Source organism: Niabella ginsenosidivorans, assembly GCF_001654455.1.
Classification (GTDB): Bacteria; Bacteroidota; Bacteroidia; order Chitinophagales; family Chitinophagaceae; genus Niabella; species Niabella ginsenosidivorans.
In genome coordinates this window covers 4,132,544-4,158,112 of record NZ_CP015772.1, presented here as the reverse complement: position 1 = coordinate 4,158,112, position 25,569 = coordinate 4,132,544, and the positions used below count along the sequence as shown (strand labels likewise).

General features: G+C 44.2%; 24 protein-coding genes and 1 pseudogene. 15 read left to right on the top strand and 10 right to left on the bottom strand.

What is annotated here, in order from left to right; all coding sequences use genetic code 11:
* Positions 1-3: 3 nt before the first annotated feature.
* From A8C56_RS17600 to A8C56_RS17575, 5 genes and pseudogenes are all read right to left on the bottom strand, one after another.
* Complete coding sequence (locus tag A8C56_RS17600) at positions 4-1,212, bottom strand: GTP-binding protein (protein WP_067758965.1); 1,209 nt, start codon at positions 1,210-1,212, stop codon at positions 4-6.
* Between the two features lie 463 nt (positions 1,213-1,675).
* Positions 1,676-1,987: a hypothetical protein gene (locus A8C56_RS23960; RefSeq protein WP_067758959.1), complete on the bottom strand. Its 312-nt coding sequence runs from the start codon at positions 1,985-1,987 to the stop codon at positions 1,676-1,678.
* A gap of 15 nt (positions 1,988-2,002) precedes the next feature.
* Positions 2,003-2,163: pseudogene (locus A8C56_RS25540) on the bottom strand (ORF6N domain-containing protein); the annotation flags it as partial.
* Positions 2,164-2,491: 328 nt separating this feature from the next.
* A complete protein-coding gene (locus A8C56_RS17580) occupies positions 2,492-3,397 on the bottom strand; it encodes a ribonuclease Z (protein ID WP_067758954.1) in 906 nt (301 codons plus the stop codon).
* 27 nt (positions 3,398-3,424) lie between these two features.
* A complete protein-coding gene (locus A8C56_RS17575; protein ID WP_067758951.1) occupies positions 3,425-3,826 on the bottom strand; it encodes an STAS domain-containing protein in 402 nt (133 codons plus the stop codon).
* A gap of 93 nt (positions 3,827-3,919) precedes the next feature.
* On the opposite strand from A8C56_RS17575, the gene A8C56_RS17570 reads away from it, so the two are divergent.
* On the top strand, positions 3,920-6,451 hold the full coding sequence (locus A8C56_RS17570) for an ATP-dependent Clp protease ATP-binding subunit (RefSeq protein WP_067758949.1): 2,532 nt from the start codon (positions 3,920-3,922) through the stop codon (positions 6,449-6,451).
* Positions 6,452-6,608: 157 nt separating this feature from the next.
* On the top strand, positions 6,609-6,923 hold the full coding sequence (locus A8C56_RS17565) for a hypothetical protein (RefSeq protein ID WP_067758946.1): 315 nt from the start codon (positions 6,609-6,611) through the stop codon (positions 6,921-6,923).
* Between the two features lie 63 nt (positions 6,924-6,986).
* Here the strand turns inward: A8C56_RS17565 and A8C56_RS17560 are convergent, their stop codons facing one another.
* The 3 genes from A8C56_RS17560 to A8C56_RS17550 all read right to left on the bottom strand — a co-directional run bounded on the left by A8C56_RS17560 (position 6,987) and on the right by A8C56_RS17550 (position 9,570).
* Positions 6,987-7,850, bottom strand: a complete 864-nt coding sequence (locus A8C56_RS17560) for a polysaccharide deacetylase family protein (protein ID WP_067758943.1) — start codon at positions 7,848-7,850, stop codon at positions 6,987-6,989.
* A gap of 227 nt (positions 7,851-8,077) precedes the next feature.
* Positions 8,078-9,286, bottom strand: a complete 1,209-nt coding sequence (locus A8C56_RS17555) for a sterol desaturase family protein (protein ID WP_067758940.1) — start codon at positions 9,284-9,286, stop codon at positions 8,078-8,080.
* Between the two features lie 8 nt (positions 9,287-9,294).
* Entirely contained in the window at positions 9,295-9,570 is a 276-nt protein-coding gene (locus A8C56_RS17550; protein ID WP_157098024.1) for a hypothetical protein, read from the bottom strand.
* Positions 9,571-9,920: 350 nt separating this feature from the next.
* Here A8C56_RS17550 and A8C56_RS17545 point away from each other — a divergent pair, with 350 nt between their 5' ends.
* The 6 genes from A8C56_RS17545 to A8C56_RS17520 all read left to right on the top strand — a co-directional run bounded on the left by A8C56_RS17545 (position 9,921) and on the right by A8C56_RS17520 (position 18,933).
* Complete coding sequence (locus A8C56_RS17545) at positions 9,921-10,775, top strand: sugar phosphate isomerase/epimerase family protein (protein WP_067758934.1); 855 nt, start codon at positions 9,921-9,923, stop codon at positions 10,773-10,775.
* A 95-nt stretch (positions 10,776-10,870) separates the two neighbouring features.
* Positions 10,871-11,545, top strand: coding sequence for a response regulator transcription factor (locus A8C56_RS17540; protein ID WP_067758931.1), 675 nt, complete (start codon positions 10,871-10,873; stop codon positions 11,543-11,545).
* A gap of 6 nt (positions 11,546-11,551) precedes the next feature.
* Positions 11,552-12,886: a sensor histidine kinase gene (locus tag A8C56_RS17535; RefSeq protein WP_067758928.1), complete on the top strand. Its 1,335-nt coding sequence runs from the start codon at positions 11,552-11,554 to the stop codon at positions 12,884-12,886.
* A gap of 142 nt (positions 12,887-13,028) precedes the next feature.
* Complete coding sequence (locus tag A8C56_RS17530) at positions 13,029-14,420, top strand: TolC family protein (protein ID WP_067762210.1); 1,392 nt, start codon at positions 13,029-13,031, stop codon at positions 14,418-14,420.
* Positions 14,421-14,502: 82 nt separating this feature from the next.
* Positions 14,503-17,784, top strand: coding sequence for an efflux RND transporter permease subunit (locus A8C56_RS17525; RefSeq protein ID WP_067758918.1), 3,282 nt, complete (start codon positions 14,503-14,505; stop codon positions 17,782-17,784).
* A gap of 69 nt (positions 17,785-17,853) precedes the next feature.
* The gene (locus tag A8C56_RS17520) at positions 17,854-18,933 is read left to right on the top strand and encodes an efflux RND transporter periplasmic adaptor subunit (RefSeq protein ID WP_067758915.1); all 1,080 of its coding nucleotides are present in this window, start codon (positions 17,854-17,856) and stop codon (positions 18,931-18,933) included.
* Positions 18,934-18,947: 14 nt separating this feature from the next.
* Here A8C56_RS17520 and A8C56_RS17515 read toward each other — a convergent pair whose 3' ends face one another.
* On the bottom strand, positions 18,948-19,388 hold the full coding sequence (locus tag A8C56_RS17515; RefSeq protein WP_067758912.1) for a hypothetical protein: 441 nt from the start codon (positions 19,386-19,388) through the stop codon (positions 18,948-18,950).
* Between the two features lie 168 nt (positions 19,389-19,556).
* Here A8C56_RS17515 and A8C56_RS17510 point away from each other — a divergent pair, with 168 nt between their 5' ends.
* The 5 genes from A8C56_RS17510 to trmD all read left to right on the top strand — a co-directional run bounded on the left by A8C56_RS17510 (position 19,557) and on the right by trmD (position 22,760).
* On the top strand, positions 19,557-20,921 hold the full coding sequence (locus A8C56_RS17510) for a dipeptidase (RefSeq protein ID WP_067758909.1): 1,365 nt from the start codon (positions 19,557-19,559) through the stop codon (positions 20,919-20,921).
* Between the two features lie 76 nt (positions 20,922-20,997).
* A complete protein-coding gene (locus A8C56_RS24880) occupies positions 20,998-21,090 on the top strand; it encodes a GxxExxY protein (protein WP_218917200.1) in 93 nt (30 codons plus the stop codon).
* 14 nt (positions 21,091-21,104) lie between these two features.
* Positions 21,105-21,371, top strand: coding sequence for a GxxExxY protein (locus A8C56_RS17505; RefSeq protein WP_218917199.1), 267 nt, complete (start codon positions 21,105-21,107; stop codon positions 21,369-21,371).
* A gap of 83 nt (positions 21,372-21,454) precedes the next feature.
* Complete coding sequence (locus A8C56_RS17500; RefSeq protein ID WP_067758906.1) at positions 21,455-21,847, top strand: RNA-binding S4 domain-containing protein; 393 nt, start codon at positions 21,455-21,457, stop codon at positions 21,845-21,847.
* Between the two features lie 223 nt (positions 21,848-22,070).
* Positions 22,071-22,760: a tRNA (guanosine(37)-N1)-methyltransferase TrmD gene (gene trmD / locus A8C56_RS17495; protein WP_067758903.1), complete on the top strand. Its 690-nt coding sequence runs from the start codon at positions 22,071-22,073 to the stop codon at positions 22,758-22,760.
* A gap of 10 nt (positions 22,761-22,770) precedes the next feature.
* Here the strand turns inward: trmD and A8C56_RS17490 are convergent, their stop codons facing one another.
* Complete coding sequence (locus tag A8C56_RS17490; RefSeq protein WP_245645561.1) at positions 22,771-23,112, bottom strand: helix-turn-helix domain-containing protein; 342 nt, start codon at positions 23,110-23,112, stop codon at positions 22,771-22,773.
* A gap of 431 nt (positions 23,113-23,543) precedes the next feature.
* Between A8C56_RS17490 and A8C56_RS17485 the strand changes: the two genes are divergently transcribed.
* A complete protein-coding gene (locus A8C56_RS17485) occupies positions 23,544-24,380 on the top strand; it encodes a hypothetical protein (protein WP_067758896.1) in 837 nt (278 codons plus the stop codon).
* A gap of 184 nt (positions 24,381-24,564) precedes the next feature.
* A complete protein-coding gene (locus A8C56_RS17480) occupies positions 24,565-25,557 on the top strand; it encodes a HEPN domain-containing protein (RefSeq protein WP_067758893.1) in 993 nt (330 codons plus the stop codon).
* Positions 25,558-25,569: the final 12 nt, after the last annotated feature.

The window sequence follows — 25,569 nt, the reverse complement described above, 5'->3', positions numbered from 1 at the left end:
TCATCATATATCCCTGGGAAAAGGATCTTTAAATCTTATTTTGTAATCAAACAGGTACTGCTCTTCATCCTGCAACAGGCAGTTCTCCAGGTCGGCAATCATTTTTTCTTTCTCAATGTCCTGCCCGATGAATACCAGCTCATTCATCCGGTCCCCCCATTTTTTACTCCAGCGGCCTTCAATTACGTCCTTGTTATATGTGTAAGAGGGATAGCGGATCCGTTCACCATAAGGCATGCTGCACCACCATACTCCTGCTCTTTCAAGCCGGGAGGAACCGCCTGCCTGTGAAAAACTGATAGCATCATTGGGCCGGGAAGCCAGCCAGAATAGCCCCTTGGCACGTATAATACCTTGCGGATATGCCGTACTCAGGTAGTTCCAGAAACGTTCGGGATGAAAGGGTTTTTGATTCCGGAAAACAAAGGAACTGATGCCGTATTCTTCTGTTTCGGGCGTATGGCCTTCTGCCTCCAGTTCTTTTTGCCAGCCTGCTGATGTTTCCGCTTCCCCGAAATTAAAAAGCCGGGTATTCAGAATTTCTTTGGGGGCAACTTTGCCAAATGACGACTCAAGAATTTTAGCACCTGGATTTAATTTATAAATAGCTGCTTTTAATAATCCTACTGTTTTTGCAGTAACCAGGTCTGTTTTATTCAGGATGATCACATTGGCAAACTCGATCTGGTCCGTCAACAGGTTGACAATGGTGCGATCATCGCCTTCCATATTTGTGAGGTTTCTGTCCATCAGCAATTCGTTCGTGCCAAAATCTTTGAAGAAGTTATAACAATCTACCACGGTAACCATTGTATCAATATAGCTGAACCGCGACAGGTCGATGCCATTCTCATCATCTACATACGAAAAGGTCTGCGCCACGGGTACCGGCTCGCTGATGCCCGTGCTTTCAATGAGGAGATAATCAAAGCGCTTCTCATTTGCCAACCGTTCTACTTCCTTCATCAGGTCTTCCCGCAGCGTGCAGCAGATACAGCCGTTGCTCATTTCCACTAATTTCTCTTCGGTACGGGACAGTACGTTCTCATTTTCTACCAGCCGGGCATCCACGTTTACCTCGCTCATATCATTTACAATAACGGCCACCTTCATTCCTTCTTTATTATGCAGCACATGGTTGAGCAGGGTGGTTTTTCCTGCACCCAGGAACCCGCTTAAAACCGTTACGGGCAGTTTTTTTTCAGTGATCATATTTTTTTAAGCCATTTGATGATATTTTCTAAATGTATTTGTCCGTAACGATGGACAAATTTTTGAGTTTCCGGATTTTTATCGTCCTGATAAATGCTAAGCCTACGCTGAGCAAACTCTCTGGTCAGGTTAATGCCGCAGTCGTTTACGATGCAGCGACGCCATTGCTCAAATGTCTGGGGAATCATGAAATGATTGTTTTTTATTGCAACATTGTTGCAAATATAATATAATTTGATAAAATGCAACGTTGTTTCAATATTTTAATTAAGAATGGAAAGTTAACTTGCTTTATACTGGTGATGAAATACGCAGGGATTGACAACAGGTAATATGGCAGTAAGTAGTATGTAATCATCTTTCCCACAGCTTAGAGAAAGCGCTATGCCTGTATGTGTGACCAGAGAGACCTTAATTGATTGTGGTGGTCTTATACGGACATGGAACCGGGCATTTGAAAAAATTATTTGCCGGTAATTTTTGTTTTAAACCCAACAGGTTGATGAGGTCGGGGTATCTCGTTTTCTTTGCGCAGCTGGCTGATCAGCTCAAACAGCGCAGCTATTTCTTCATCATATTGTTTTAAAGAAAAACCTTGCGCCTGTAGATTTTTGTCTATTTTTTTCGGTGTTAATAATAATTCCTGATTAGTGTGCAGCACCTCCCGCATTGCATTAAATAATTTTACAATGCGTGCATCCACTTCAATAGTTCTTTCACTATTTGGCAGGCTTGCTAACATTACCGCCCCATGCCCGGAAAAAACATAAGGCAATTTCGGTGAATATTTCAGTGTTTTGAGGTGGTCGCAAAATGCGACCACCCCGATCTTTTCCTGCGGTGTCAGTTGAAATATAAAGTCGGCAGGAAAACGTTTACTATTCGTTTTACCTGTTCGTTTAGCCGGTTGGCAGGCACTCCATATAATTCAGCCAGATCACGATCAATCATTATCCGCTTGTTCCGTATATGTAATATTTTTGAAAGCAGCAGTTCATCTGTTATTATTAACCTGTTTTCCATATCATAGCATTTTTATTATAAGGTCAGTCAGCATACACACTTGTAATACAATTCAGGTAAATGTAAAAAAAAATCAGGGTTACTTGTTCTGTCTTGCGCAATCCTTTTGATCGCTCTGTTTATGTAAGACCAGTGAGGCCTTATCCTGCTACAAACAGATCACATAAAACTACATATCGGATGTTGATAGCTGGGAGTTGATTCCGATAGTCATTGGACTGAATATTGAAATCTGGGAACTGATAACCCAATGCTCTCACGGCATCCTGTAGCAAACGCCTTCCAGTGCCAGGTCTGTATTGGGAAAAATTTCGCGGGCTTCCTTCTGAAAATCGTCCAGTTCATCATAGCGGCTGCTGAAGTGCCCGATCAGCAATTTTTTTACATGGGCCTTTTGTGCGATCAAAGCTGCCTGTTTGCTGGTAGAATGAAAGCGTTTTACTGCCTGGTCCCTAAAATTCTCAAGGTAAGTGGTTTCATGATAGATCATATCCGCATCTTTGATGTCTGGTATAAAAGACTCATCATATTTGGTATCTGCACAAAATGCGTAGGTTTTTCCTTTGGGCGCTTCAAAAGTGAGCAACTCATTTCTTATAATACTTCCGTCCGGTGCTTTATAATCCTTGCCCTGTTGCAGGGTTTCAAACCAGCTGTATTGGATATTGTGCTTTTTTACGGCTTCGGGGTCAATGCTTCTGGGGTTTTTCTTTTCGCGGAATACAAAACCATAACATTCTATGCGGTGATCGGTTTTAAAACAACTGATCTCCACATCGTCAACGGTCATCAGGTATCCTGCCTGCCGGATAGTATGAAAATAGAGAGGATAAGCCATTTCTGTATGAGCTGCCCTGAACTGCATTTCCAGGATCTCCTGCAATCCTGCGGGGCCGCTTACATGCAGTTCCTGTTGCCGGCCCAGCAGGGAAAAAGAATTGAGCAACCCAGCCAGTCCAAAATAATGGTCGCCATGAAGGTGGGAGATAAAGATATGCGAAATACGGCTGCGGCGGATCTTGTACCGGATCAGCTGTATCTGGGTACCTTCCCCGCAATCGATCAGAAATTTCCGGTTTGGCATGGTCAGCAACTGGCTGGTCGGATGCCGGTCAAACGCTGGTACGGCAGAATTGTTCCCCAGTATGATTACGCCCAACATTTTTAAACCTTTTTGTTTTTTATTTGTTTACTCATCAGTTTCGCTGAACTCAATATCTTCTGTGTCCAGCAGGTCCCGCTCTATTTCCTCCATTTGCACAATATCCCATGCTTCGCTTTCGGTAGGCGCTATATTTAACAAATCGTCCAGTTCGCTGTCTGCCAAAAATGCGTTTACATTTTTTTGTATATTGCAGGAAACGAAGGAGGCGTTATTTTCATAGAATTTTTGCTGTATTTGCAGCAACTTTGCAGCAGCGGCGGTATCTACACCCTGTACCTGCTGTAGATCTAATACCACATTTTTCACATCGTTTTGCAAAAAAGGAAGCAACGCCGCCTCCATATCATCTGTCATAGTAGCAGTTAATGCAGTCTCAATTGGCGTGATGACGTGAAATTTCTCTTTGGTATCTATTTTGACTTGCATATAGGGTGAATTTGGAATAATTATACTTAAATTACAAGTAAATTTACTACCAAATATATTTGTTAATATTGTAAATAAACACTTTATCTAATTATGGATAATAATTTTTCATCTCAGGTAAAAGAAATTATCTCTTACAGCAGGGAGGAAGCACTGCGGTTGGGGAATGATTTCATTGGCACGGAACATCTGCTTCTGGGATTGATCAGGGAAGGAGATAACACGGCCATACGGATCTTGAAAAGCTTTAGTGTTGATATTTTTGAATTACGGAAAGAAATTGAACTGGCAATTAAAGATAAAACCGGAAAAAATATTGCAAACATTAATAGCCTGCCGTTAACCAAACAGGCAGAAAAAGTAATAAGAGTAACAGTACTGGAAGCAAAGGCTTTAAAAAGCAACCAGGTAGAAACAGAGCATTTGATGCTTTCTATTCTGAAGAACAAGGAAAATATAGCCACTCAGATCTTAAACCAGTTTGATGTGGATTATGACCTGTTTCGCCAGGAGCTGGGTATCGTAAAATCCGGCGGGGAGCCCCGTGCCGAATTCGGCGAGGAAGGAGAGGAAGAGTTTGAAGAGGAAAAGAAATATTCCCAGTCGAGAAGCAGCACTTCAAAAACAGCTACTAAAAGCAAGACTCCGGTGCTGGATAATTTTGGGCGGGACGTAACCAAGCTGGCAGAAAGCGGCAACCTGGACCCCATTGTGGGGCGCGAAAAGGAAATAGAGCGGGTATCTCAGATCCTCAGCCGCCGTAAAAAGAATAATCCAATTCTGATCGGTGAGCCGGGGGTTGGTAAAACAGCCATTGTTGAGGGCCTGGCTTTGCGCATTGTACAGCGTAAGGTAAGCCGCGTGTTGTTTGACAAACGGGTTATTTCCTTAGACCTTGCGTCGCTGGTGGCGGGAACAAAGTACCGTGGCCAGTTTGAAGAACGCATGAAGGCCATCATGAACGAACTGGAAAAAAACAGGGATGTGATCCTGTTCATTGATGAAATGCACACTATTGTAGGTGCGGGTGGTGCCAGCGGATCGCTGGATGCCAGCAACATCTTTAAGCCGGCGCTGGCCCGTGGGGAACTGCAATGCATTGGCGCTTCCACACTGGATGAATACCGGATGTATATTGAAAAGGACGGAGCATTAGACCGCCGTTTTCAGAAGGTAATGGTGGATCCGCCAAGCGTGGAAGAAACCATCCAGATCCTGAACAATATCAAATCCAAATACGAAGATTTCCACAGTGTTACTTACAGTCCTGAAGCTATTGAGGCCTGCGTAAAGCTGAGCGACCGTTATATTACAGATCGTTTGTTGCCGGATAAGGCCATTGATGTGATGGATGAAGTGGGTGCACGGGTGCATTTGAAAAATATCAACGTGCCGCAGAACATTGTGGATCTGGAGAAGAAGATCGAGGATATTAAAGAAGAAAAAAACAAGGTTGTAAAAAGCCAGAAATTTGAAGAAGCCGCTTCCCTGCGGGATACGGAAAAGAAGCTGGCAGAAGACCTGGAACAGGCAAAGGCAGCGTGGGAAGAGGAAAGCAAGCACAAGCGTTATCCTATTGATGAGGAAGCCATTGCTGAAGTGATCAATATTATGACCGGCATCCCTGTGCGCAAAATGGTGGAAGCAGAAACCGAGAAGCTGCGTAAAATGTCTGATGATATGCGAAATATGGTTATTGGACAGAACGAAGCGATCTCCAAAGTGGTAAAAGCCATTCAGCGGAACCGTGTTGGTCTGAAAGATCCTAAAAAACCGATCGGCACCTTTATTTTCCTGGGCCCTACAGGTGTGGGTAAAACAGAGCTGGCACGCTCCCTGGCACGCTACCTGTTTGATTCAGAAGATGCGCTTATTCGGATTGACATGAGTGAGTACATGGAAAAATTCACCGTAAGCCGTTTAATTGGTGCGCCTCCGGGATATGTGGGTTATGAGGAAGGCGGTCAGCTGACAGAGAAAGTACGCCGCAAACCATATAGTGTGATCCTGTTGGATGAGATTGAAAAAGCCCACCCGGATATCTATAATATCCTGCTGCAGGTGCTGGACGACGGGGTGCTGACTGATGGACTGGGCCGCAAGGTGGATTTTAAGAATACTATTATTATAATGACCTCCAATATCGGGGTTCGTCAGTTGAAAGATTTTGGGGCTGGTGTTGGGTTTGCCACATCAGCAAGAATAGAGAATGAGGATGAGGAAAATAAAGCGGTTATTGAAAAGGCGCTGAAACGTACTTTCTCTCCTGAATTCCTGAACCGTATTGATGATGTGATCATCTTCAACAGCCTTACCAGGGAAAATATCTTCAGCATTATTGATATTTCAATGAAAGGAGTATTAAAACGTGTAACCAACCTGGGTTATGGATTGGAACTCAGTGAAGAGGCAAAAACCTTCCTTGCAGACAAGGGGTACGACCAGCAGTTTGGAGCCCGTCCGCTGCATCGTGCTATCCAGAAATACCTGGAAGATCCCCTGGCTGAGGAGATTCTGAACATGCACGTAAAACCCGGCGATGTATTGCTGGTAGAGTTTGATAAGGAAAAAGATAAGCTCTATTTTACAGTAAAGAACCCGAAGGAAAATCCGCAGGAAGCGTAATAAGAATGATGAGTTAAGAATTTAAAATGATGAATTTTAAATAGGACACCCTGTACATGCAGGGTGTTTTTTTATGAAATTGATTATAGCCGTGATTTAACAAAACGGCAGTAGTAAAGCAGGCGATTATACTTTATTTTGAGCCAAATTAACAATAATGGGATATGGGGTTGTTGTTTGCCTGATGGCGCTGAGCCTGAGAGGGTCTGGTCAGGACTCTACGAGTACGTCAAAATACCGGGTGGTTAATATAAGTATGTTAACGATTCCTAAAGGTATTTATGCGGGTATTGAAACAAAGGGAAAGCCTGAAGTGATTAAAGATGAACAGGGCCGGAACAGGCGATTTAAGAATACTACAGAGATTTATAATTATATGGATGAACAGGGTTGGGAACTGGTGTCGGCCTCAACTGCAGATAAGAACGGCTGGGAATTTTATTGCGTATTCCGGAGAAAAGAGGGAAAATAAACCAATAAGGTCTGAACGCTGCGAACGCCAGGCCTTACTGGTTTTTATTTTGTTACCGGATTTCTATTTTTCCCGGTTCTGTATAGTAGGGTAATGATCAATGGTTTCAAAAATATTCCTGGGATCCTGCTTCAGGATAGCAATGAATTTACGCAGTGAATCTGCATACTGGGGCCTGGCAAACATGCGGTCATGTGCCAGTAAAACAAAGGTATTGGGCTGGTAAGTGTACTTCTGTTCAAAGCGTTTATTGATTTGCGCTGCCATTTCAGCTGCTCCCTGTTTGGGAACCGATCCTTTGGTGAACTGCCATTCAAGATCCCATCCAATAATCGTATATCCTAAAGAGTCCAGTGCCCTGGTAACGGTTAAAGACGACTTTGGTCCCTGTACCTGCCCGGCAGACGCCCAGGTATTCATACCCGGAAGGCGGGCAATTTTTAATTTTATATTCAGATCTTTTTGTGCTTTCAGCATGTCTGCAACCGCGCTGTCGGGCCTGCTATAAAATAACCGGTAATTATCCCTGAAGCCATGCGTGGTGCTATGGTTTGCTGTAATAAATTCAGGATAGCTGTTATTCAATGAATCTGCTATTCTTCTCCGGTAGGCGTCAATATTCCTATTAAATCCTACCAGGAAAAATGTGGCTTTTACACCCTCTTCGTGAAAAATACTTTGGCAATTGTTGGTTCCCGGAGGCTGAGGGCCATCATCAAACGTAAGGAATATATACCGTTTGCCGTTCTGGTAAGTGATTGGAGCACCTGGTCCGGATCGGGCCATAAAGCTGGAGTTCGTTGTAGAACCTTTTCCTTTACTATTCTTCTGCCCGCTACTGTTACATCCCGTATTTCCGATAAGGATAGCTACACCCAATACCGCTGTTACAGATAGTTTTCCTGGTAAACAAAAAAAATGTATCATATGCAGTCTATTTATGTTCAATATACTAAAAATCTGATTCAACTTGAAGGGTTGTTTTTGACAAAATATAACAGGCAGTTACCTGTAATGACCAACTGTTAATAAAAAAAGCCGGAAGATTTACGAGGCGCTCAGGATAAAAGACCCGGACCGGTGGCTACGGTCAATTTTGATGTATTTAATAGGGCTGGGCAATTAACCCGGTTACCCGCTCCGTTCCTTTGAAATCAGCGGGCCATATAAAATGTATGATACCAGCCTTTAAGACTGTGATAAAAAAACAGCACAATCATTAATAGGTAAATGCAACATAAAAGCACATATTTATTGGGGAATGTGCTGCAAATGAAGGCACCTGCTAAAATCAAACGAAAACATTCAAGAAAAAAGACCCATTGCTTCTGTTCCAGCATGGCTCCGGTGGCGATCACGCTTGTAAAAATAAAAAGGGAAGCAATGAGGAGCTGGATGGGCTGGAGATACCAGGAAAAAAGGAGGGTAAAAAAAAGCAGAAGAAGCGTAATACCTGTTTGTACCGAAATGACTTTTAACAGCCCACCGGATGGCAGGACTGCTGCTTTTTTGCGTTGGAATTTGCGCTCCAGTACCGGCCGGATGTTTGCATCCACCTTTTCCGGTTTGCTGAATAACAGCTTTATTTTATTCCATAATCTTTTTTCTCTTTTTAGTGCAAAGGATAATTCCAGAAAGAAGTGGAAATGTTGCCATAGAAAGCTGTAACTGTCTAAAGGTTTGGTAAGCCCGTAAACCGGTGTTGCTTCCTCTTTCTGAAAAGTACCAAATAACTTATCCCAGATGATGAGCACGTCTCCGTAATTTTTATCAAGGTATTCGGGGTTGCTGCTGTGATGTACACGATGGTGCGAAGGCGTAACCAGGAACCACTCCAGCCACCCCAGCTTTCCGATCATTTGTGTATGCGTAAAAAAGGGATAGGCCCCATGTATAAGCAAAAGGATCGTTATCATGTCCGGTGGAAAACCGATAACCGGCAGCACACTCCAGAACAACCCGCGAATAACAGCCTGGAACACCGTAATGCGTGTAGAAACGGTATAGTTGAAGTCGTTACTTTGATGATGCACAACATGTGCGCTCCAGAAAAGGTTCACTACATGCCCCAAACGGTGGTACCAATACCAGATCAGATCTGTTGCAAGAAAAAGCAGGATCCAGGCAGTAATCGTTGGACGGATATGAAAAAGAGGATAATGCCGGTACAGCCAGGAGAAGGCAAAGAAAAAGGAACCCGAGGTCAGCAGATCGCATAACCGCTCGGCAATACCTACGTTCAGGTTGGCAATTGATTCCTGCCAATGAAAGGCATTCTTACCCTTTTTTAAAGAGCACCTGTATTCCAGGCCTATAAAAAGCAAAAAAAGAGGAACAGCAAAAGCTATAAAGTTTAAATGCATAAGCCGTTTTAATTAAGGGTTAAAAGATCCGGGTTCCCGCTTATGATGGAGTAGCTGTAGGTGTCCTGTATTTTTTGGGTAATCCTGTTAATGAAATCAGTAATATCATGAAAGGATACTTTTCCCTCTATATGCCAACGTATGCTTTTATAATCACCGGATATTTCTCCGGCAGAGTGGTCAACTTCTCTTGTATATGCTGCTTCTTTCAACACCTGCTCCAATTGGTGAATCAGTATCTGAGCAGCTTTGGGAACGGTTATAGATATATTATATACAGGCATCTGAATCATTTTATTGTTAAAAAATGATTCACCCATACGAACAGATCACACAATTGAAGCTATCTCTTTCCAAAGATAATTATTAGTCTACTTATTTAGTAGACAAATATAAGCAACTTTTCCGGTTTTAAAAGGAATTGTAACTATTAGCATTTATTTACTTTTCCGGGTTGATTTTGTTATTCCGTAAAAGCGGGGAGCAAGCCGGAACTGCATAGCCTGGTCCGGGAAAGAGCACTTGAATATTAGCTTATAAAGGCACTAACGAAAACGTTATCTTAAAAACAAGGAGTTGGGGCGCAATTATTTAATAAATTTATTGCTTTACAGGAACGTTTAAATAAAAAAATATGAAACGGATTTGTTTGCTGTTATTAGCAGTATTAGGCTGTAGCCTGTCAGTAGTGGTAGCCCAGGGGAAAAAAGTGGGCACTGTGCCCCCGCCCGATGATGCGGAGCAATTCAAGATCGGGATGGCAGGTTACACTTTTGCAAAGTTTGGTATTGACACCACGCTGGCAACCCTGCAGCGGGAGGAAGTGCATTATTTATGTATAAAAGATTTCCATCTGCCGCTGAACAGCACTGATGAGCAGATTGCTGCTTTCCTTCAGAAGCTGAAAACAAAAGGGGTTACTGCATATGGTGTGGGGCCTATTTATATGAAATCAGAGGCGGAAGTGGATAAAGCTTTTGCCTATGCAAAAAGAGTAGGTGTTTCTTTGATTGTGGGAGTGCCGAATTATGAGCTGCTGCCTTATGTTGATAAAAAAGTGAAGGAGTACAATATAAAATATGCCATTCACCTGCACGGTCCGGATATAGCCATTTACCCGGATGCAGACGATGTATGGAACCATGTAAAAGACCTGGATCCCCGTATTGGCATGTGCCTGGATATTGGCCATGATACCCGTGCGGGCAAGGATCCTGTGGCAGACCTGAAAAAATACCATACCCGTGTTTTTGATATTCACCTTAAAGATGTAACAGCGCCCACCAGGGCAGGCGCTTCCGTGGAAGTAGGGCGGGGTATCATTGATTTTCCAGCCTTTGTAAAAATGCTGCGCCAGGTAGGCTATACCGGTAAGGTTAGCTTGGAATATGAGCGGTTTATGAGCGATCCTTTTATGGGTATTGCAGAGTCGATCGGTTATTTCAGGGCGATGATCGTGGCTACCAGGGGAAGTAAGGGAAAGTTATAAGTGCTCAGTTATAAGTGCTCGGTTGTCTGAAAACCGAGCACTGCTTCTTCCGGCTTCAGAATTACTTCAAAACTCCTGTTTATCTTTGCAGGTGGATGAAGATTTTAATCATTGAGGATAACGTTGCTTTGTCTGCCAGTATTAAGGAATACCTGCAGGCAGAGCATTTTATATGTGAATGCGCCTTTAGTGTGGAGGATGCCCGCCAGAAACTATCGATGTTTACCTATGACTTTATTTTGCTGGACATGATGCTCCCGGACGGGGATGGTCTTGAGGTGCTGCGGTTTATTAAAGACGAAAAGATAGCAAGTAAAGTGCTGATCATTTCTGCCCGTAATGCGCTGGATGATAAGATCAACGGGTTGGAAGGCGGAGCCGATGACTATATTACCAAACCCTTTCATTTACCGGAGCTGCATGCGCGTTTGCGGGCAATGTACCGCAGGAACAACCTGAGCGGCAGCAATATTGTTACGGCAAATGAAATTGAATTGAATACGGACACTATTGAAGCCCGTGTAAACTCAGAACTGCTGGACATTACTCCTAAAGAATTTGATTTGTTGTTATATTTTGTGGTCAATAAAGGCCGTGTGCTCTCCCGCCAGGCCATTGCCACCCATCTTTGGGGCGATTATACAGATAATCTTGCTAATTTCGACTTCATTTATCAGCATATAAAAAACCTCCGGAAAAAAATTGCCGCGGCTAACGGGAATGATTATATTGAAACGGTGTACGGTTTAGGGTATCGTTTTAAACTGTAAGCGATTATGAGGCTCATTAATAAAATATCCATCTGGTTTCTTTGCATCATATTAGTGATCACACCCGTTACGATCTTTATTTCCCATTCCAGCATTAAACGTAAGATTATTGAGTTTGAAATAAAGCGGCTGGCCTCTGTAAATAACCATATGGCTGACCTGATGCAGCAGAAGCAACCGGTGGATGCCTTTTTAAAGAACCGGGAAGTTGCAATCGAACCTTATAATGGCACGATTCCGGCTGAAAATCCCCGGGTAAAAAGACAACTGGAAAAGATAGAGGGGATGAGTGAAAAGGAAATGGCCCTGTTTGTAACCAGCTATCATACAATCAACGGCAGGAATTATAAGATAACCTCGCACAATTATTTTATCAATCCCAATGAGTTTTTCAGCAGCATGTTTGTGACCATGCTCTGGAAAATGTTGCTCATTTCAGCAGCGGTGTTTATATCCGCGAGATTTTTTTCCAAAACCCTGTTTCGCCCTTTTAAGAAGACACTGGAAGCGATCCGCCATTTCAATGTACGGCAAAAGAAAAAGCTGGTACTGGAGCGTTCTTCTATAAAAGAGTTCAATGAGCTGAATTGTTTTATAGAAAAAATGACCACCCGCATATTGGAAGAGTATGCCACGGCGCGGGAATTCAGTGAGAATGCTTCCCATGAGCTGCAAACGCCTCTGGCAGTACTGCGCTCAAAAAATGAGTTGCTGACGCAGACCGAACTGAACAGCCAGCAGGCAGCATTGATTGAGCAGATGCAGATCGAGATCAACAAATTGTCCAATATTACCCGCTCGCTTGTATTGCTGGCCCGGCTGGAAAATCATGAATTTGCTATTGAGGAAGATGTAAAGTTCTGCAAGGTGGCAAAGAATGTGATCAATACATATGAATACTGGGCCGACCTGAAGAACATCCGGGTTACGCAAAATATAGATGCGAAGGTGTATATAAAAACCAATCCCAACCTGGTGGATATCCTGGTGGCAAATCTTATGCGCAATGCCATCCGTTATAACGAGGAAGGTGGGTCTATACATGTAGAGCTGACGCAGGATTATTTCCGGATCAGCAATACGGGCCAGCCTATTGATATTCCCCATAAAGACATATTCCGGCGGTTTAAAAAAGGCAATCAGAAGAATGAAGGAGTAGGTCTGGGCCTTGCAATTGTAAAGCAGATCTGTGAAGTATGCAATTTCCGGGTCTCCTATGCCTATGTGGAAGGCCGCCATATTTTTTGTGTGTATTTTAATGAAAAATACCTGTCTGAAATAGCCGCCATACCTTCCAGGCCCGGCACCCAGTTAATGGTGTTCGCCGGCGCGGAAGCCTGAGCGTCTTTGCTATAATCCTTCTTTTCCATGCCTGTGGCAGCCGGCGCTGCTGATTTAAAGGAGATTTAATGGCAGCTTCAAATTTGCTTCAAAAAGATTTTATTGGTTTGTGTTTTGTTTTAATAAAACTATTGTTTCTACAATGCGGATAAGATCTGTTTTACTAACATCTGTTTTTGTTTTTTTATCGGCAATGCTTACTGCTCAAACAACCTTAACATTAAAGGAGGCGATCAGGATCGCGGCTGAAAATTATCCGTCTATAAAGGCCAAGAGTGCCTATGTGCAGGCCTCAAAAGAAATGGTCACGGAAGCAAAAAGAGAACAATTACCAAATGTGAACCTTTCCGTTCAGCAGGATTACGGAACCATTAACGGCACTAATGGTCCCCTGTATGGATTTGGCGGATTGGCAGTAGCATCTTCAGGCCCGGCGCTTGCTTCCCAGAACTGGAATGCAGCCTTTGGCGCTTTATATTTAACGAATGTGAACTGGGAATTCTTTGCTTTTGGAAAATACCGTGAAAAGGTAAGAGTGGCGCAAAGAACACAGGAGAGCAATACAAAGGATTACGAACAGGAATTGTTTGAGCACAAAGTGAAGGTAGCGGCTGCTTATCTTAATCTTATTGCAAGCCGCCAGATAACAAAATCCTACGAAAAGAATTTAAGCAGGGCAGATTCCATCCGCGTATTTGTAATTGCACGTGCAAAAAACGGCCTTGTAGCAGGAGTGGATTCTTCACTGGCAAATGCCGAGTATTCCAGCGCCCGTATTTTATTGACCACGGCGAAGGATAAGGAACAGGAACAAAAGAATATCCTGGCACAGCTGATGGGCACCAATGATAACAATTTTGAAGTGGACACTTCTTTTATAGCAGCGCTGCCGGGTGTTTACCTGGATACAGTGAGTACAGCACAGCAGCACCCGCTGCTGCAATATTATAAAAGCCGGATCGCTGTGAGCGATGAGCAGGCTCATTACCTGAAAACACAGTATTACCCCAGCTTTTCATTGGTAGGCGTATGGCAATCTAGGGGCTCGGGCTTTGGAAGTGATTATGCAACCGACCAGGGTAGCTATACCGGCGACTACTGGAAGGGGATCAATCCCAGCCGCTCCAATTACCTGTTTGGAGTGGGCGTCACCTGGAATATTATGCAGCCGGTACGTTTATCAAAACAGGTAAATGCGCAGCGCCTTATCAGTAAGGCTTTACAGGAAGAGTACAATACAGCAGATGTGGCCATTAAACAGCAACTGCAAACGGCTCAAAACAAGATGCGCAATGCACTGGCCAATTACAGGGAAGCTCCTGTGCAGATCAAAGCAGCATCGGATGCCTATCATCAAAAATCGGTAATGTATAAAAACGGTCTGGCTACAATGGTAGACGTTACACAGGCTTCCTATACGCTGATACGTGCTGAAACCGATAGGAATATTGCCAATAACAATGTATGGCAGGCGCTTTTGCTGAAAGCCGCCGCCCAGGGCGATTTTAATTTATTTGAAGATCAGTTGCGATAGGAGTTCCTGGTTCATTGCTGCTAGCTCATAGCGTCATGAACCAGGAACGATGAACCACATTATATAAAACAAGCAGACACAGATGAATTTAATACGTTTTGCATTAAGAAAACCCATTACGATACTGGTATTGGTAGCGGCGCTTTTTTTCTTTGGTATTAAAGCGGTGACCTCTATTAAGGTGGACATTTTCCCGAAGCTGGATTTACCGGTGATCTACCTGTCACACCCGTTTGGAGGGTATACTGCCGAGCAGATGGAAGCCTATTTTGGGAAGCAATACATCAATATACTCCTGTATGTAAACGGGATAAAAAGTATTGAAACAAAAAATATACAGAGCCTTACACTTATAAAGATCAATTTTTACCCCGGCACTAACATGGCACAGGCCGCAGCAGAGGTAAGTGCGGTTTCCAATCGGATACAGGCGATCTTTCCGCCGGGCTCTAACCCGCCGTTTATCATCCGTTTTGACGTATCTACGCTTCCTGTCGGGCAACTGGTGCTAAGCAGTGATAAAAGAAGCAATAATGAGCTGCTGGACCTGGCAAATGTGTATGTCCGTTCTTCTTTTACTTCTATTCCCGGTCTTGTAGGCTCTACTCCTTTCGGTGGGAATATAAGAACCGTGGTGGTTAAGGCCAACCCGGATCTGCTGAGGGCGCATAATATGACCGCCGACCAACTGGTAGCGGCACTGCGGATCAATAACCTTTCATCTCCCGCGGGAAATGTGCGGATCGGCGATAAAAACTACGTGACGCCTGCCAATACCACTTTTAAGCAGATAAAGGACTTTGAAAATATGCCGTTACTTGTCAATGGAGGCACCGCTTCCAACCTTTACCTGAGAGATGTGGCAACGGTAGAAGACGGTGCCGATATCTCGGCCGGTTATGCGCTGATCAATGGCAAACGCTCTGTGTACATTGATATTGCAAAGGCAGCGGATGCTTCTACATGGGAAGTGGTACAGCGCCTGAAGAGTACTCTGCCAAAGATCCAGTCGCAGTTGCCGGAAGATGTAAAGCTGACTTATGAATTCGACCAGTCGACCTATGTAATGAACTCTGTAAAAAGCCTGCTGAGTGAAGGTGTGATCGGGGCAGTGCTTACAGGGTTAATGGTAATGCTGTTCCTGGGTGATATCCGCGGCGCGCTGATTGTGATCTTAACGATCCCTACCTCTATCATTACCGGTGTATTGTGCTTAAGCTTATTTGGCCAGACCATTAATATTATGACGCTGAGCGGTCTTGCACTGGCCATTGGCATCCTGGTAGATGAAAGTACGGTGACCATTGAGAACATCCACCAGCATATGGATATGGGCAAGCCAAAAGCTTTGGCCATCTGGGATGCCTGTAAGGAAATTGCATTTCCCAAGCTACTGATCCTGTTTTGTATACTGGCTGTGTTTGCCCCCGCATTTACAATGGGCGGCATACCCGGCTCTCTGTTCCTGCCGCTGGCCCTGGCAATCGGCTTTAGCATGATCGCTTCTTACTTCCTGGCGCAGACCTTTGTTCCGGTAATGGCCAACTGGATCATGAAAGTGAAGCACCATAAAAACAAAGAAGGAAAAGAGTTAACCGAGGAAGAAGAGTATAAGGCGATGGGACTTGAGGAAGGTGAGGAGGATACCTGGTCGCAAAAAGAAATATTACTAAAAAATGCAGACAGTAACAGGGATGGCAAGGTGAGCCGCTTTGAAAAATTCAGGATGCGCTATATGCGTTTCCTGGATCGGATGATGCCTTTCCGTAAGATAATAGTAACAGTATATATTGCTGTGATCGGTTTGCTGGCGGTATTCTTTTTAAGCATTATTGGCAGGGATGTATTACCAAAGGTAAACGGAAAGCAGTTTCAGGTAAGAATGCGGGTGCCGGATGGAACGCGTATTGAAAAAACGGAATTAAAGGCGATCGACCTTTTAAATGTGGTGAATGATGTAGTGGGAAAAAAGAATGTGTCCATTACCTCCACTTTTGTGGGCATGCACCCTCAGTTGTTCTCTACGGCACCTATCTTCCTCTGGATGGCGGGGCCGCATGAGGCAGTGTTGCAGGTGGCCCTTAAAGAGGATTACAAGGTAAACCTGGACGAACTAAAAGATAAGATCAGAAAACGGGCGGCTGAAGTGGGGCCGGACATGAAGTTATCATTTGAGCCCATTGAGCTTACTGATAAAATACTGAGCCAGGGCTCACCAACGCCTATTGAAGTGCGTTTTTCCGGCAGGGACAAAAAGCTGAATGAAAAATATGCATTCCTGATGATGGAAAAGCTCAAAAAGATCTCTTATCTGCGGGATGTGCAGTTGGGTCAGTCCATCCGCTATCCTTCGCTGAATATTAATATTGACCGGATCCGCGCAGCACAGCTGGGAACGGATGTAAGCTCTATTTCCCGTTCACTGATCGCATCTACGTCCTCATCCCGTTTAACGGAAAAGAATATATGGGTAGATCCCAAATCCAATCTTACCTATAACGTTCAGGTGGAAATTCCAGAAAGTGAAATGACCAGTCAGAACGATATTGCTGAAATTCCGCTGACACCCAATAATTCCAGGCCATTGCTGGGAGATGTAGCCTCTATAAAGCCCGACTCCACTTATGGAGAGGCCGATAACCTGGGTGCAGTACCTATGTTGACGGTGACCGCGAACTTAAACAATAAAGACCTTGGAGCTGCTGCAAAAGATGTTCAGAAAGCCATTGCTTCTCTGGGAGAACTGCCCAGGGGACTGAGTGTGAATCTCATCGGTTTAAGCCAGACGTTGACCGATACGCTGGATAGCTTACAGGGCGGGCTGCTGGTGGCCATCGTAGTGATCTTTTTAATGCTGGCAGCCAATTTCCAGTCCTTTAAGGTTTCCCTAATCGTGCTGGCAACGGTACCTGCCGTATTGTTTGGTTCTATGGCATTATTAATGTTATGTGGCTCAACACTCAACCTGCAATCGTATATGGGGATGATCATGTCTGTGGGTGTTTCTATTTCAAATGCGGTACTTTTGATCACCAATGCGGAGCAGATCCGGAGGCATAACGGGGATGCCATTAAGTCTGCAAGGGAAGCGGCTGCATTACGGATGCGCCCTATCTTAATGACTGCCCTGGCAATGGTAGTAGGCATGATACCAATGGCATCCGGACTGGGAGAAGCCGGGGATCAGTCTTCGCCTTTAGGCCGCGCGGTAATCGGTGGACTGATTGCCTCTACATTTGCGGCATTATTCATACTGCCACTGACATTTGCATGGGGACAGGGTAAAGCAAAAACAGAAAGCGTATCGCTGGATCCGGAAGATAAAGAGAGTGTTCATTATATACCGGGTCTTCACCATCACTAAAAAATTTAATCGATATATTATTAACTGTGTTCGATCATGATAAAAGGTAACAAAATCATTTTCTTGCTAATGGCCGGTTCTTTAATGACCGCTGCGTTCCAGGGGTGTAAATCTTCCGGCGCGGAAGAAGAAAAAAAGCCGGAAAAGGAACCGGTAGTAGCTGCGTTTTTACTGTCGTCAGGTAATCTTTCAGATACCCTGTCGCTCCCGGGAGAACTGGTCGCTTTTCAAAATGTAGACCTGTACGCCAAGGTCAGCAGCTTTGTTAAAAAACTGTATGTGGATGTGGGCAGCGAAGTGCGCCAGGGGCAGTTGCTTGCAGTGATGGAAGCGCCTGAAATAAACGCGCAGCGCGATGGGGCGGCGTCAAAAGTAAAATCCCAGGAGGCTATTTACCTGGCCAGTAAGGCTACTTACGACCGGCTGCTGGAAACCAGCAAAACACCCGGTACTGTTTCTCAAAACGACCTGGACATGGCTGATGCAAGGCAAAAATCAGATCATGCGCAATACCTGGCTGCACAATCGGCGTTAAAGGAAATCACAGACAACCGGAATTATCTGGAGATCAGGGCACCATTCTCCGGTGTTATTACGGCACGTAATGTAAGCGCCGGCGCCTATGTAGGGCCTGGTGCCGGGGCCGTGCCAATGTTTACATTACAGGAACAAAAAAAGCTGAGGCTGGTGGTGAATCTGCCGGAAAGCAATGCCGGTGTGCTGAATCAAAGCGGTGTGGTAAAATTTACTGTAAAATCCCTGCCCGGCCGTTATTTTGAGGCAAGAACCTCGCGTGTGTCCGGTGCGCTGGACAACCGGCTGCGGGCACAGCATGTGGAAATGGATGTTGCGAATGATTCAAAGACATTGCTGCCGGGTATGATCCCGGAAGTAAAAATACCGTTGCATTCCGGTAATACGCAGGTGTTCGTGATCCCCAACAAAGCATTGCTGAACTCCAGCCAGGGCCTCTTTGTAATAAAAGTAACCAATGGCAAAACAGTATGGGTGCCCGTTTCTACAGGTATTAAAACAGATGATCAGATTGCTGTTTACGGCAATCTGAATAAAAATGACACCCTGATCGATAACGTTACTGAAGAAGTAAGGAATGGTGCTGCTGTGGATGGCAAGCTTGCTTTACAGTAATCCCGTTTTTACAGTTACTGTACAGACAGGATCAGGTATTCCCTGTTGCCTAAATGCACCTGATCGCCTTTTTTCTTTCCTTCAAGGGTTGCATATGCAGGCGCGTCCGGGGCTACACCGGCCACTTTTTTACCTTTTATTTCCAGCAGGGGAAGCACCACCCCTACCAGGAGCCAGTGCGCATCCGTTTCCACCAGGGCGCCCGGGCCTATCTCTTCCCGCGAAACCGTTTGGTATTTTTTTACGGTGCTGATCGTATTTTCTGTTGTTTCCAGTGGAGACTGTAGGAGGTTGGAAAGGTCGGCCGCTTCATCCTTTTGGGAAAGGGCATCCACCTCAGCAGTAGCCGCTTCATCGATAGTAGCAGTGGCTTCTTCCGTATTGATTTCCTGTTTCAGCCCGGTTGTATTTTTTTCGAGCGCTTTAATAATGGCATCAAGGATTTCCTTTTTCATCTTTGCTAATATATTTTCTTAAAGTTAAGGAGAATTGCGGAGTTGGCAGGGCGCTCCGCAGGCGGATCCTGTTTTTTGGGGATAAGGCAGCATGTATATTCATCCTGCCCGCGGGTAGAATAGTGAACCAATGGATTCCGTACCTTCGCAGGAACTAAAAATTACATTATGTCAGCAATATGGAAAGAATATCAGGAGGAAAATAAAGAACGTTTTCTGAACGAAATGATGGAGCTGCTGCGCATTCCCTCTATCAGTGCCAAAAGTGAGAACAAAGAGGATATGAAGCGTTGTGCGGAAGCAGTAAAAGCAGCCCTGCTGGCTTCCGGCTGTGATAAAGCAGAAGTGATGGAAACCGGCGGCCATCCGGCGGTATATGGAGAAAAGATCATTGACCCCTCAAAACCAACGGTGCTGGTTTACGGGCACTATGATGTGCAACCCGTAGAACCGCTGGAGCTTTGGAACACACCACCTTTTGAACCTACTGTTAAAGATGGCAAAGTATATGCACGCGGCAGCGCTGATGATAAAGGCCAGTTCTATATGCACGTAAAGGCACTGGAAACTATGGTAAAGACCAATACCATGACCACCAATATTAAATTTATTATTGAGGGAGAAGAAGAGGTAGGATCTCCCAACCTGGCGGCCTTTGTAGCGGCTAATAAGAAGCTGCTGAAAGCAGATGTGATCCTGATCAGCGATAGCTCTTTATTAAGCATGGAAAACCCCTCTTTGGATACAGGGGTGCGCGGGTTGAGCTATATAGAAGTGGAACTGACTTCTGCAGCAAGGGACCTGCACAGCGGTACCTATGGCGGTGCAGTAGCCAATCCCATAGTAATTCTGTCAAAAATGATCGCCGGCTGTTATGATGAAAACAACCATATTACCATTCCGGGATTTTATGATGACGTGGCGTTGGTTTCGGAAGAAGAAAGGGCACTGATCAATAAAGCGCCGTTTAATGAACAGGAATACAAGGATGAAATCGGCATTAAAGAATTATACGGGGAAAAGGGATATACCACTTATGAGCGCACCGGCATCCGTCCCACACTGGAATTGAACGGTATCTGGGGGGGCTATACGGGCGAGGGTGCCAAAACCGTATTGCCGGCAAAAGCTACCGCAAAAATTTCTGCCAGGCTGGTGCCCAATCAGTCCAGCGAAAAAATTACAAAGTTGCTGCTGGATCATTTTAGAAAAATAGCACCTTCCTGTGTGACCGTGCATGCGTTCGAGCACCACGGAGGCGAGCCCTACGCAACACCGATCGACAGCAAGGGATACCAGGCAGCTTCCAAAGCACTGGAAACCACGTTTGGCAAAACGCCGATCCCGGTAAAAGGCGGCGGCAGTATTCCCATCTGCTCCGTTCTGGAAAAAGAACTGGGCATCAAAATTATTTTCATGGGCTTTGGGCTGGATAATGACGGCCTGCACAGTCCCAATGAAAAATACAATATTGAGAACTATTATAAAGGAATAGAGACCATCCCTTATTTCCATAAATATTTTGGGGAATAGAAAGCCACGAATACACGAATGAAATTTAAACAATTCGTGTATTCGTATCCTATAACTGCTACGTAAATGAACACCAATGAACGCTATTATTTATAAGGAAGAAAGTTATGATGTTATTGGGATCTGTATGGAAGTGCATAATAACCTGGGCCAGGTTTCTCTGAAATAGTGTATAAGGATGCATTGGAATATGAGTTTATTGGAAATAATATTTTATTTGAGAGAGAAAAGAAGTATGAGGTTAATTATAAAGGCATTGTTTTGCCCCATGTGTTTTATGCTGACTTTGTAGTTTTTGACAAAATAATCCTAGAGGTAAAGGGTGTAAAAAAAATGATGGATGAGTTTTCTGCACGATGCATTAATTATCTTAAAGTCTCTGGCAATAAGCTAGCATTATTGGTGAATTTCGGAGAAACACGATTAAGCTATAAACGTATTGTTTTATAAAAAATTATAGTATTTAAGTCCGGTTAGTGGCATTTCTCATAAAGAAGTACAAACAGTATATTCGTGAATTCGTGGCATTTAATATGGAAAAAGAAAAATTAAGAGTTGATAAATACCTTTGGTCTATCCGCCTGTTTAAAACAAGGCGGCTGGCTACCGATGCCTGTAATAACGGAAAGGTGAAATATGAGGGTGAAAATGTAAAACCCGGCAAAAATGTGCACCTGGGAGATGTGTATGAAGTGCGTACCGAAGGCCGCAAATGGGTCATTAAAGTAACCGGCCTGCTGCATACCCGTGTTAAGTATGAAGAGGCGGTGAAACATTATACAGACCTGACGCCGCCGGAGGAACTGGAAAAAGCTAAAATACAGGCGGCTTCTTTTTTCAGCGGAAAACGGCTGAGTAAAATAGGACGTCCCACTAAAAAAGAAAGAAGAGACCTGGACGAATTTATGGAAGGAGAGGAAGGGTAATAAGGAATAATAAATGACAAATAAGGAATAAGGAAGGGGTTGTTGTTCATATTCATAGTCCATGGTCAATGGTCAATAGTCCATGGTAGTTTCCGGTTGATAATAAGTATACTACCTAAATGATCAATGTTGCTGCTGACACTGAAAACTGATCACTGAAAACTGATCACTGATTTCTCAAATCTCAATACTGAAAACTGATCACTGAAAACTCAATCCTCACATGCATATTGATATTCTTACCGTTTTACCCGAATTACTGGAAAGCCCTTTGTCGCACAGCATCATGAAACGTGCGCAGGATAAAGGATTGCTTACGGTGCAGGTGCATCACCTGCGCAAATGGGCAGTAAACGAATATGGACAGGTAGATGACTATCAATACGGTGGAGGGGCCGGCATGGTCATGCTTTGTGAACCGCTGGCCCGGGCCATTGAAGAGCTGTCTGCGCCTGAGAAATTTGATGAAATTATTTATGTAACTCCTGACGGTAAAACGCTGAACCAACGCATGGCAAATGCCCTTTCATTAAAAGAACGCCTGCTGATCATCTGCGGGCATTATAAGGGCATTGACGAACGCATCCGCGAAAAATACGTTACAATGGAAATATCTATTGGCGATTATGTGCTGAGCGGCGGGGAGCTGGCTGCGGCTGTACTGGTGGATGCCATCGGAAGACTGCTGCCCGGTGTACTGAATGATGAAACCTCTGCCTTAACCGACTCTTTCCAGGACAATTTGCTGGCGCCGCCTGTTTATACCCGTCCGGTTGATTTTGAAGGAATGAAGGTGCCGGACGTGCTCATGAGCGGCAACCATGCCAAAATTGAAGAATGGCGCTATGAACAGGCGCTGCAACGTACCCGGGAACGAAGACCTGACCTGCTGCAGCAAACGGATGATGAGTAAATTGTCCATTTTATGGACTTTTTTTTGGCAGCTTCCTGCTGATGATCTCCATGGCTAACTGTAATGCATCTGCCTGCTTTTGCAGGGCATCTATGGTCTGCCGCTGTGCGGCAATGATCTCATCGCGCTGCGCGCAATCTTTGCAGGGCTTTACCGTTGCATATTTAGGCCGCTGCTCCGTTACAATGTTTCCATTGATCTCCATTTCCTCTGAAAGATCAGTGGCAAGCAGCTTTCCAACGTCCAGGTCAAAAAAATCCGCTATACGGAAGATCGTTACAATATCCGGCTCGGTTTTTCCATTCTCCCAGTTTGACCAGGTATTACGCATAATGCCTAATTTCTCCTTCATATGATGCTGTCTCAAACCAGCATTTTTCCGAAGCAGGTAAAGGTTTTTTGCAAAAAAGAGCGTATTCATAAGAAAAAAAATAGGTATAAATTTGGAATAGTCATTTAAAAGGGCTATCTTTGTTTACAGCAATTAATCTAATAATTGCAGGACTTCAGTTCTTTTATTAAAGATAACTATTTATCAGGTATATAAAACGGTCATTTGCAATATTTGACAGCTGTTTACTATTTTCTGCGTCAGAAGATCAATTTTGAGACAGAGCTAAAAAACACACGCCGGACATTTATATGAGATCCGGTTCCGGGTAACTTTATACACTTGTATACACTGATAAAGGAATTCTTTTTAATACCGGTTGAGCGCTTATTCTTTTATTATTCTTCGTAACACATTGGGGCTGGTATTGTATTCATCATTAAATTTTTTTTATGAATAGCAATATACTCCCTCAGCCTGTGCAGGCTTTCTTTCCGGTAGCCTCTGAAAGCACCTGTAGCTATGACATCCTATTCTTTACTTTCAACTACCAGGAACAGCATCCTGTACCCGTAAAAGTTGCCCTGTTCCAGGATAAAAATTTTAAACAGGAGGAGGACGAACTGTTACCTTCTTTTATGCTGCGGGAACCCGACCCGCCTGGTTACTCTTTAAAGGAAAAATATCCGGAGGATGAAGCCACTCCTGATTCTTCTGCGGAAGATTTTAAACCGGGGTATCACTTTTTGCATCTTATAAAAGCACGTCCATTTCGTTGCCTGATGCTGGTTTTTGACGCTACTTCTTTAGAGGACTTACGGAATTGCTGGAATAAATGGACTCATTGCGCGGTTTGTGCATCCTATAGTGCGTTCAGTGAAAACGCAGACCGGCATTACCTCTTGCAATTTGCCCAGCGTTTCAGCCTGCTGATGGAAGCACTGTATTTTGTTGTTGCGCAAAAGCAGAAGGGGAAAAAGCAACAACAATTTTCCCCTGATTTTAATACACAGAATTCCGGTTTACAGGACCCTAACCTGGCCAGTAAAAGAATTAAGGATTTTGTCACCTGCTACCCGAAAAAACGGCCCCAGGATTATATATGGTCTGTTTTTGAATGCGCTGTAGCGGATGGCGAAGATTTTACGATTGAAAGAAGGAACCTGCTTTTTGATTATGAGTGCTTACTGTGCATCGCAAAAGCGCCATACCATCTGCTGAAACACTATCCCATGCTATTTGAAACCCATCCGGATAGTAAGAAAGACCTGCGGCAAACGGGGGAGTAAACCCTATCTTCTAAAATTATACGAAACAGATTTTTGTTTCAAACGGGTATATTTCTGTGATTTCTTATTATGCATATGATTCCATAATATGTATTGTTCCGGAACCATTTGTACCAGTTGCCCTGATAGACGCGGGACTGGCCATACGCGTTACCGGCATTAATAACACCTAAAAAAGAACCTGATGAAAAACGATTTTACCGGCTTAATGTGGAATGTTGAAGACCTTCCATTCCAGTACCAGCGGAATGTTGTGCTTTTCAAAAACAGCATCAAAGAAAAATTGCTTACTGATGCAACGAAACAGATGAATGTTTACCTGGATCAACTGCTTTCGGATATGACAGCCATTGATCAACCTGCGGCGCCTGTAACCGGAAATGACGGGATGGCGGAGGCCCCCCAAAAGGAGCAGGTTGTTTCCTGGATACTGAGCCTGTGCAATGCTGCAGCTGTTTTTGAACTGGATTGCAATGATGCGGCGCATCAACTGGATCTGTATATCGTGCTTTCATCGCAGGAAGAAAGCAGCTTTAAAGAGCTGGAGCCTTTGATAAAAACAGCTACTTTAGGCAGGTGGAAGGTACTGTTTTCCCTTTGTCAGCTGGCGCTATTTAACGAAAAGAGAAAGCAGGGCAGTCTTTTTCACAACGTTTATTGCAATGAACAGACCTTGTTGTACCGCGCTGAAGGAGCGCCGCTGGATCTTGCTGATCATACATCCATTTTATTGCTTGAAACTGCTGCTGAAGCGTTTAAAAAGAGCCGGAATAAAGGGCTCCGGCTTTTTGAAATTGCAGTACAGTTTGAAAAGGAGAAAGAAAATGCTTTTGCCTGCTTTGCATTACACCAGGCTATAGAAATTACACTGCGGGGTTTTGTCGCGGCCTTTTCAGGCGTCCATCCCCGGCAGCATTGCATAAAACAATTACTACTGTTATGCAATCGCATTCATAAAGGATTTGTGTCCTTCTTTCAGTCTGCTTCCGAAATTGAGGCGTTGGCCTGCCTGCAGGAATCCTATACGGCTGCCCGTTATAATAATGACTTTACTGTAGCGGATGCAACAGTGCAATTACTCAAAAGAAAAGCAGCGAACATCCTGGCATTGGCAGACCGCATTTGCCGGGAACAAATTGGACAATACAGGATGTTTGCCCAAACCCGGGAAAGATAGGGTACTGGCGCT

Excerpts from the sequence above, each read along its gene's own strand:
- A8C56_RS17525 (WP_067758918.1), top strand. The coding sequence starts at position 14,503 with ATGAATTTAATACGTTTTGCATTAAGAAAACCCATTACGATACTGGTA.
- A8C56_RS17530 (WP_067762210.1), top strand. The coding sequence starts at position 13,029 with ATGCGGATAAGATCTGTTTTACTAACATCTGTTTTTGTTTTTTTATCG.
- A8C56_RS17520 (WP_067758915.1), top strand. The coding sequence starts at position 17,854 with ATGGCCGGTTCTTTAATGACCGCTGCGTTCCAGGGGTGTAAATCTTCC.
- A8C56_RS17580 (WP_067758954.1), bottom strand. The coding sequence starts at position 3,397 with ATGTTGGGCGTAATCATACTGGGGAACAATTCTGCCGTACCAGCGTTT.
- A8C56_RS17575 (WP_067758951.1), bottom strand. The coding sequence starts at position 3,826 with ATGCAAGTCAAAATAGATACCAAAGAGAAATTTCACGTCATCACGCCA.
- trmD (WP_067758903.1), top strand. The coding sequence starts at position 22,071 with ATGCATATTGATATTCTTACCGTTTTACCCGAATTACTGGAAAGCCCT.
- A8C56_RS17550 (WP_157098024.1), bottom strand. The coding sequence starts at position 9,570 with ATGCCTGTATATAATATATCTATAACCGTTCCCAAAGCTGCTCAGATA.
- A8C56_RS17545 (WP_067758934.1), top strand. The coding sequence starts at position 9,921 with ATGAAACGGATTTGTTTGCTGTTATTAGCAGTATTAGGCTGTAGCCTG.
- A8C56_RS17540 (WP_067758931.1), top strand. The coding sequence starts at position 10,871 with ATGAAGATTTTAATCATTGAGGATAACGTTGCTTTGTCTGCCAGTATT.
- A8C56_RS17600 (WP_067758965.1), bottom strand. The coding sequence starts at position 1,212 with ATGATCACTGAAAAAAAACTGCCCGTAACGGTTTTAAGCGGGTTCCTG.
- A8C56_RS17570 (WP_067758949.1), top strand. The coding sequence starts at position 3,920 with ATGGATAATAATTTTTCATCTCAGGTAAAAGAAATTATCTCTTACAGC.
- A8C56_RS17490 (WP_245645561.1), bottom strand. The coding sequence starts at position 23,112 with ATGAAGGAGAAATTAGGCATTATGCGTAATACCTGGTCAAACTGGGAG.
- A8C56_RS17500 (WP_067758906.1), top strand. The coding sequence starts at position 21,455 with ATGGAAAAAGAAAAATTAAGAGTTGATAAATACCTTTGGTCTATCCGC.
- A8C56_RS17515 (WP_067758912.1), bottom strand. The coding sequence starts at position 19,388 with ATGAAAAAGGAAATCCTTGATGCCATTATTAAAGCGCTCGAAAAAAAT.
- A8C56_RS17485 (WP_067758896.1), top strand. The coding sequence starts at position 23,544 with ATGAATAGCAATATACTCCCTCAGCCTGTGCAGGCTTTCTTTCCGGTA.
- A8C56_RS17510 (WP_067758909.1), top strand. The coding sequence starts at position 19,557 with ATGTCAGCAATATGGAAAGAATATCAGGAGGAAAATAAAGAACGTTTT.
- A8C56_RS17535 (WP_067758928.1), top strand. The coding sequence starts at position 11,552 with ATGAGGCTCATTAATAAAATATCCATCTGGTTTCTTTGCATCATATTA.
- A8C56_RS17560 (WP_067758943.1), bottom strand. The coding sequence starts at position 7,850 with ATGATACATTTTTTTTGTTTACCAGGAAAACTATCTGTAACAGCGGTA.
- A8C56_RS17480 (WP_067758893.1), top strand. The coding sequence starts at position 24,565 with ATGAAAAACGATTTTACCGGCTTAATGTGGAATGTTGAAGACCTTCCA.
- A8C56_RS24880 (WP_218917200.1), top strand. The coding sequence starts at position 20,998 with ATGAACGCTATTATTTATAAGGAAGAAAGTTATGATGTTATTGGGATC.
- A8C56_RS17555 (WP_067758940.1), bottom strand. The coding sequence starts at position 9,286 with ATGCATTTAAACTTTATAGCTTTTGCTGTTCCTCTTTTTTTGCTTTTT.
- A8C56_RS17565 (WP_067758946.1), top strand. The coding sequence starts at position 6,609 with ATGGGATATGGGGTTGTTGTTTGCCTGATGGCGCTGAGCCTGAGAGGG.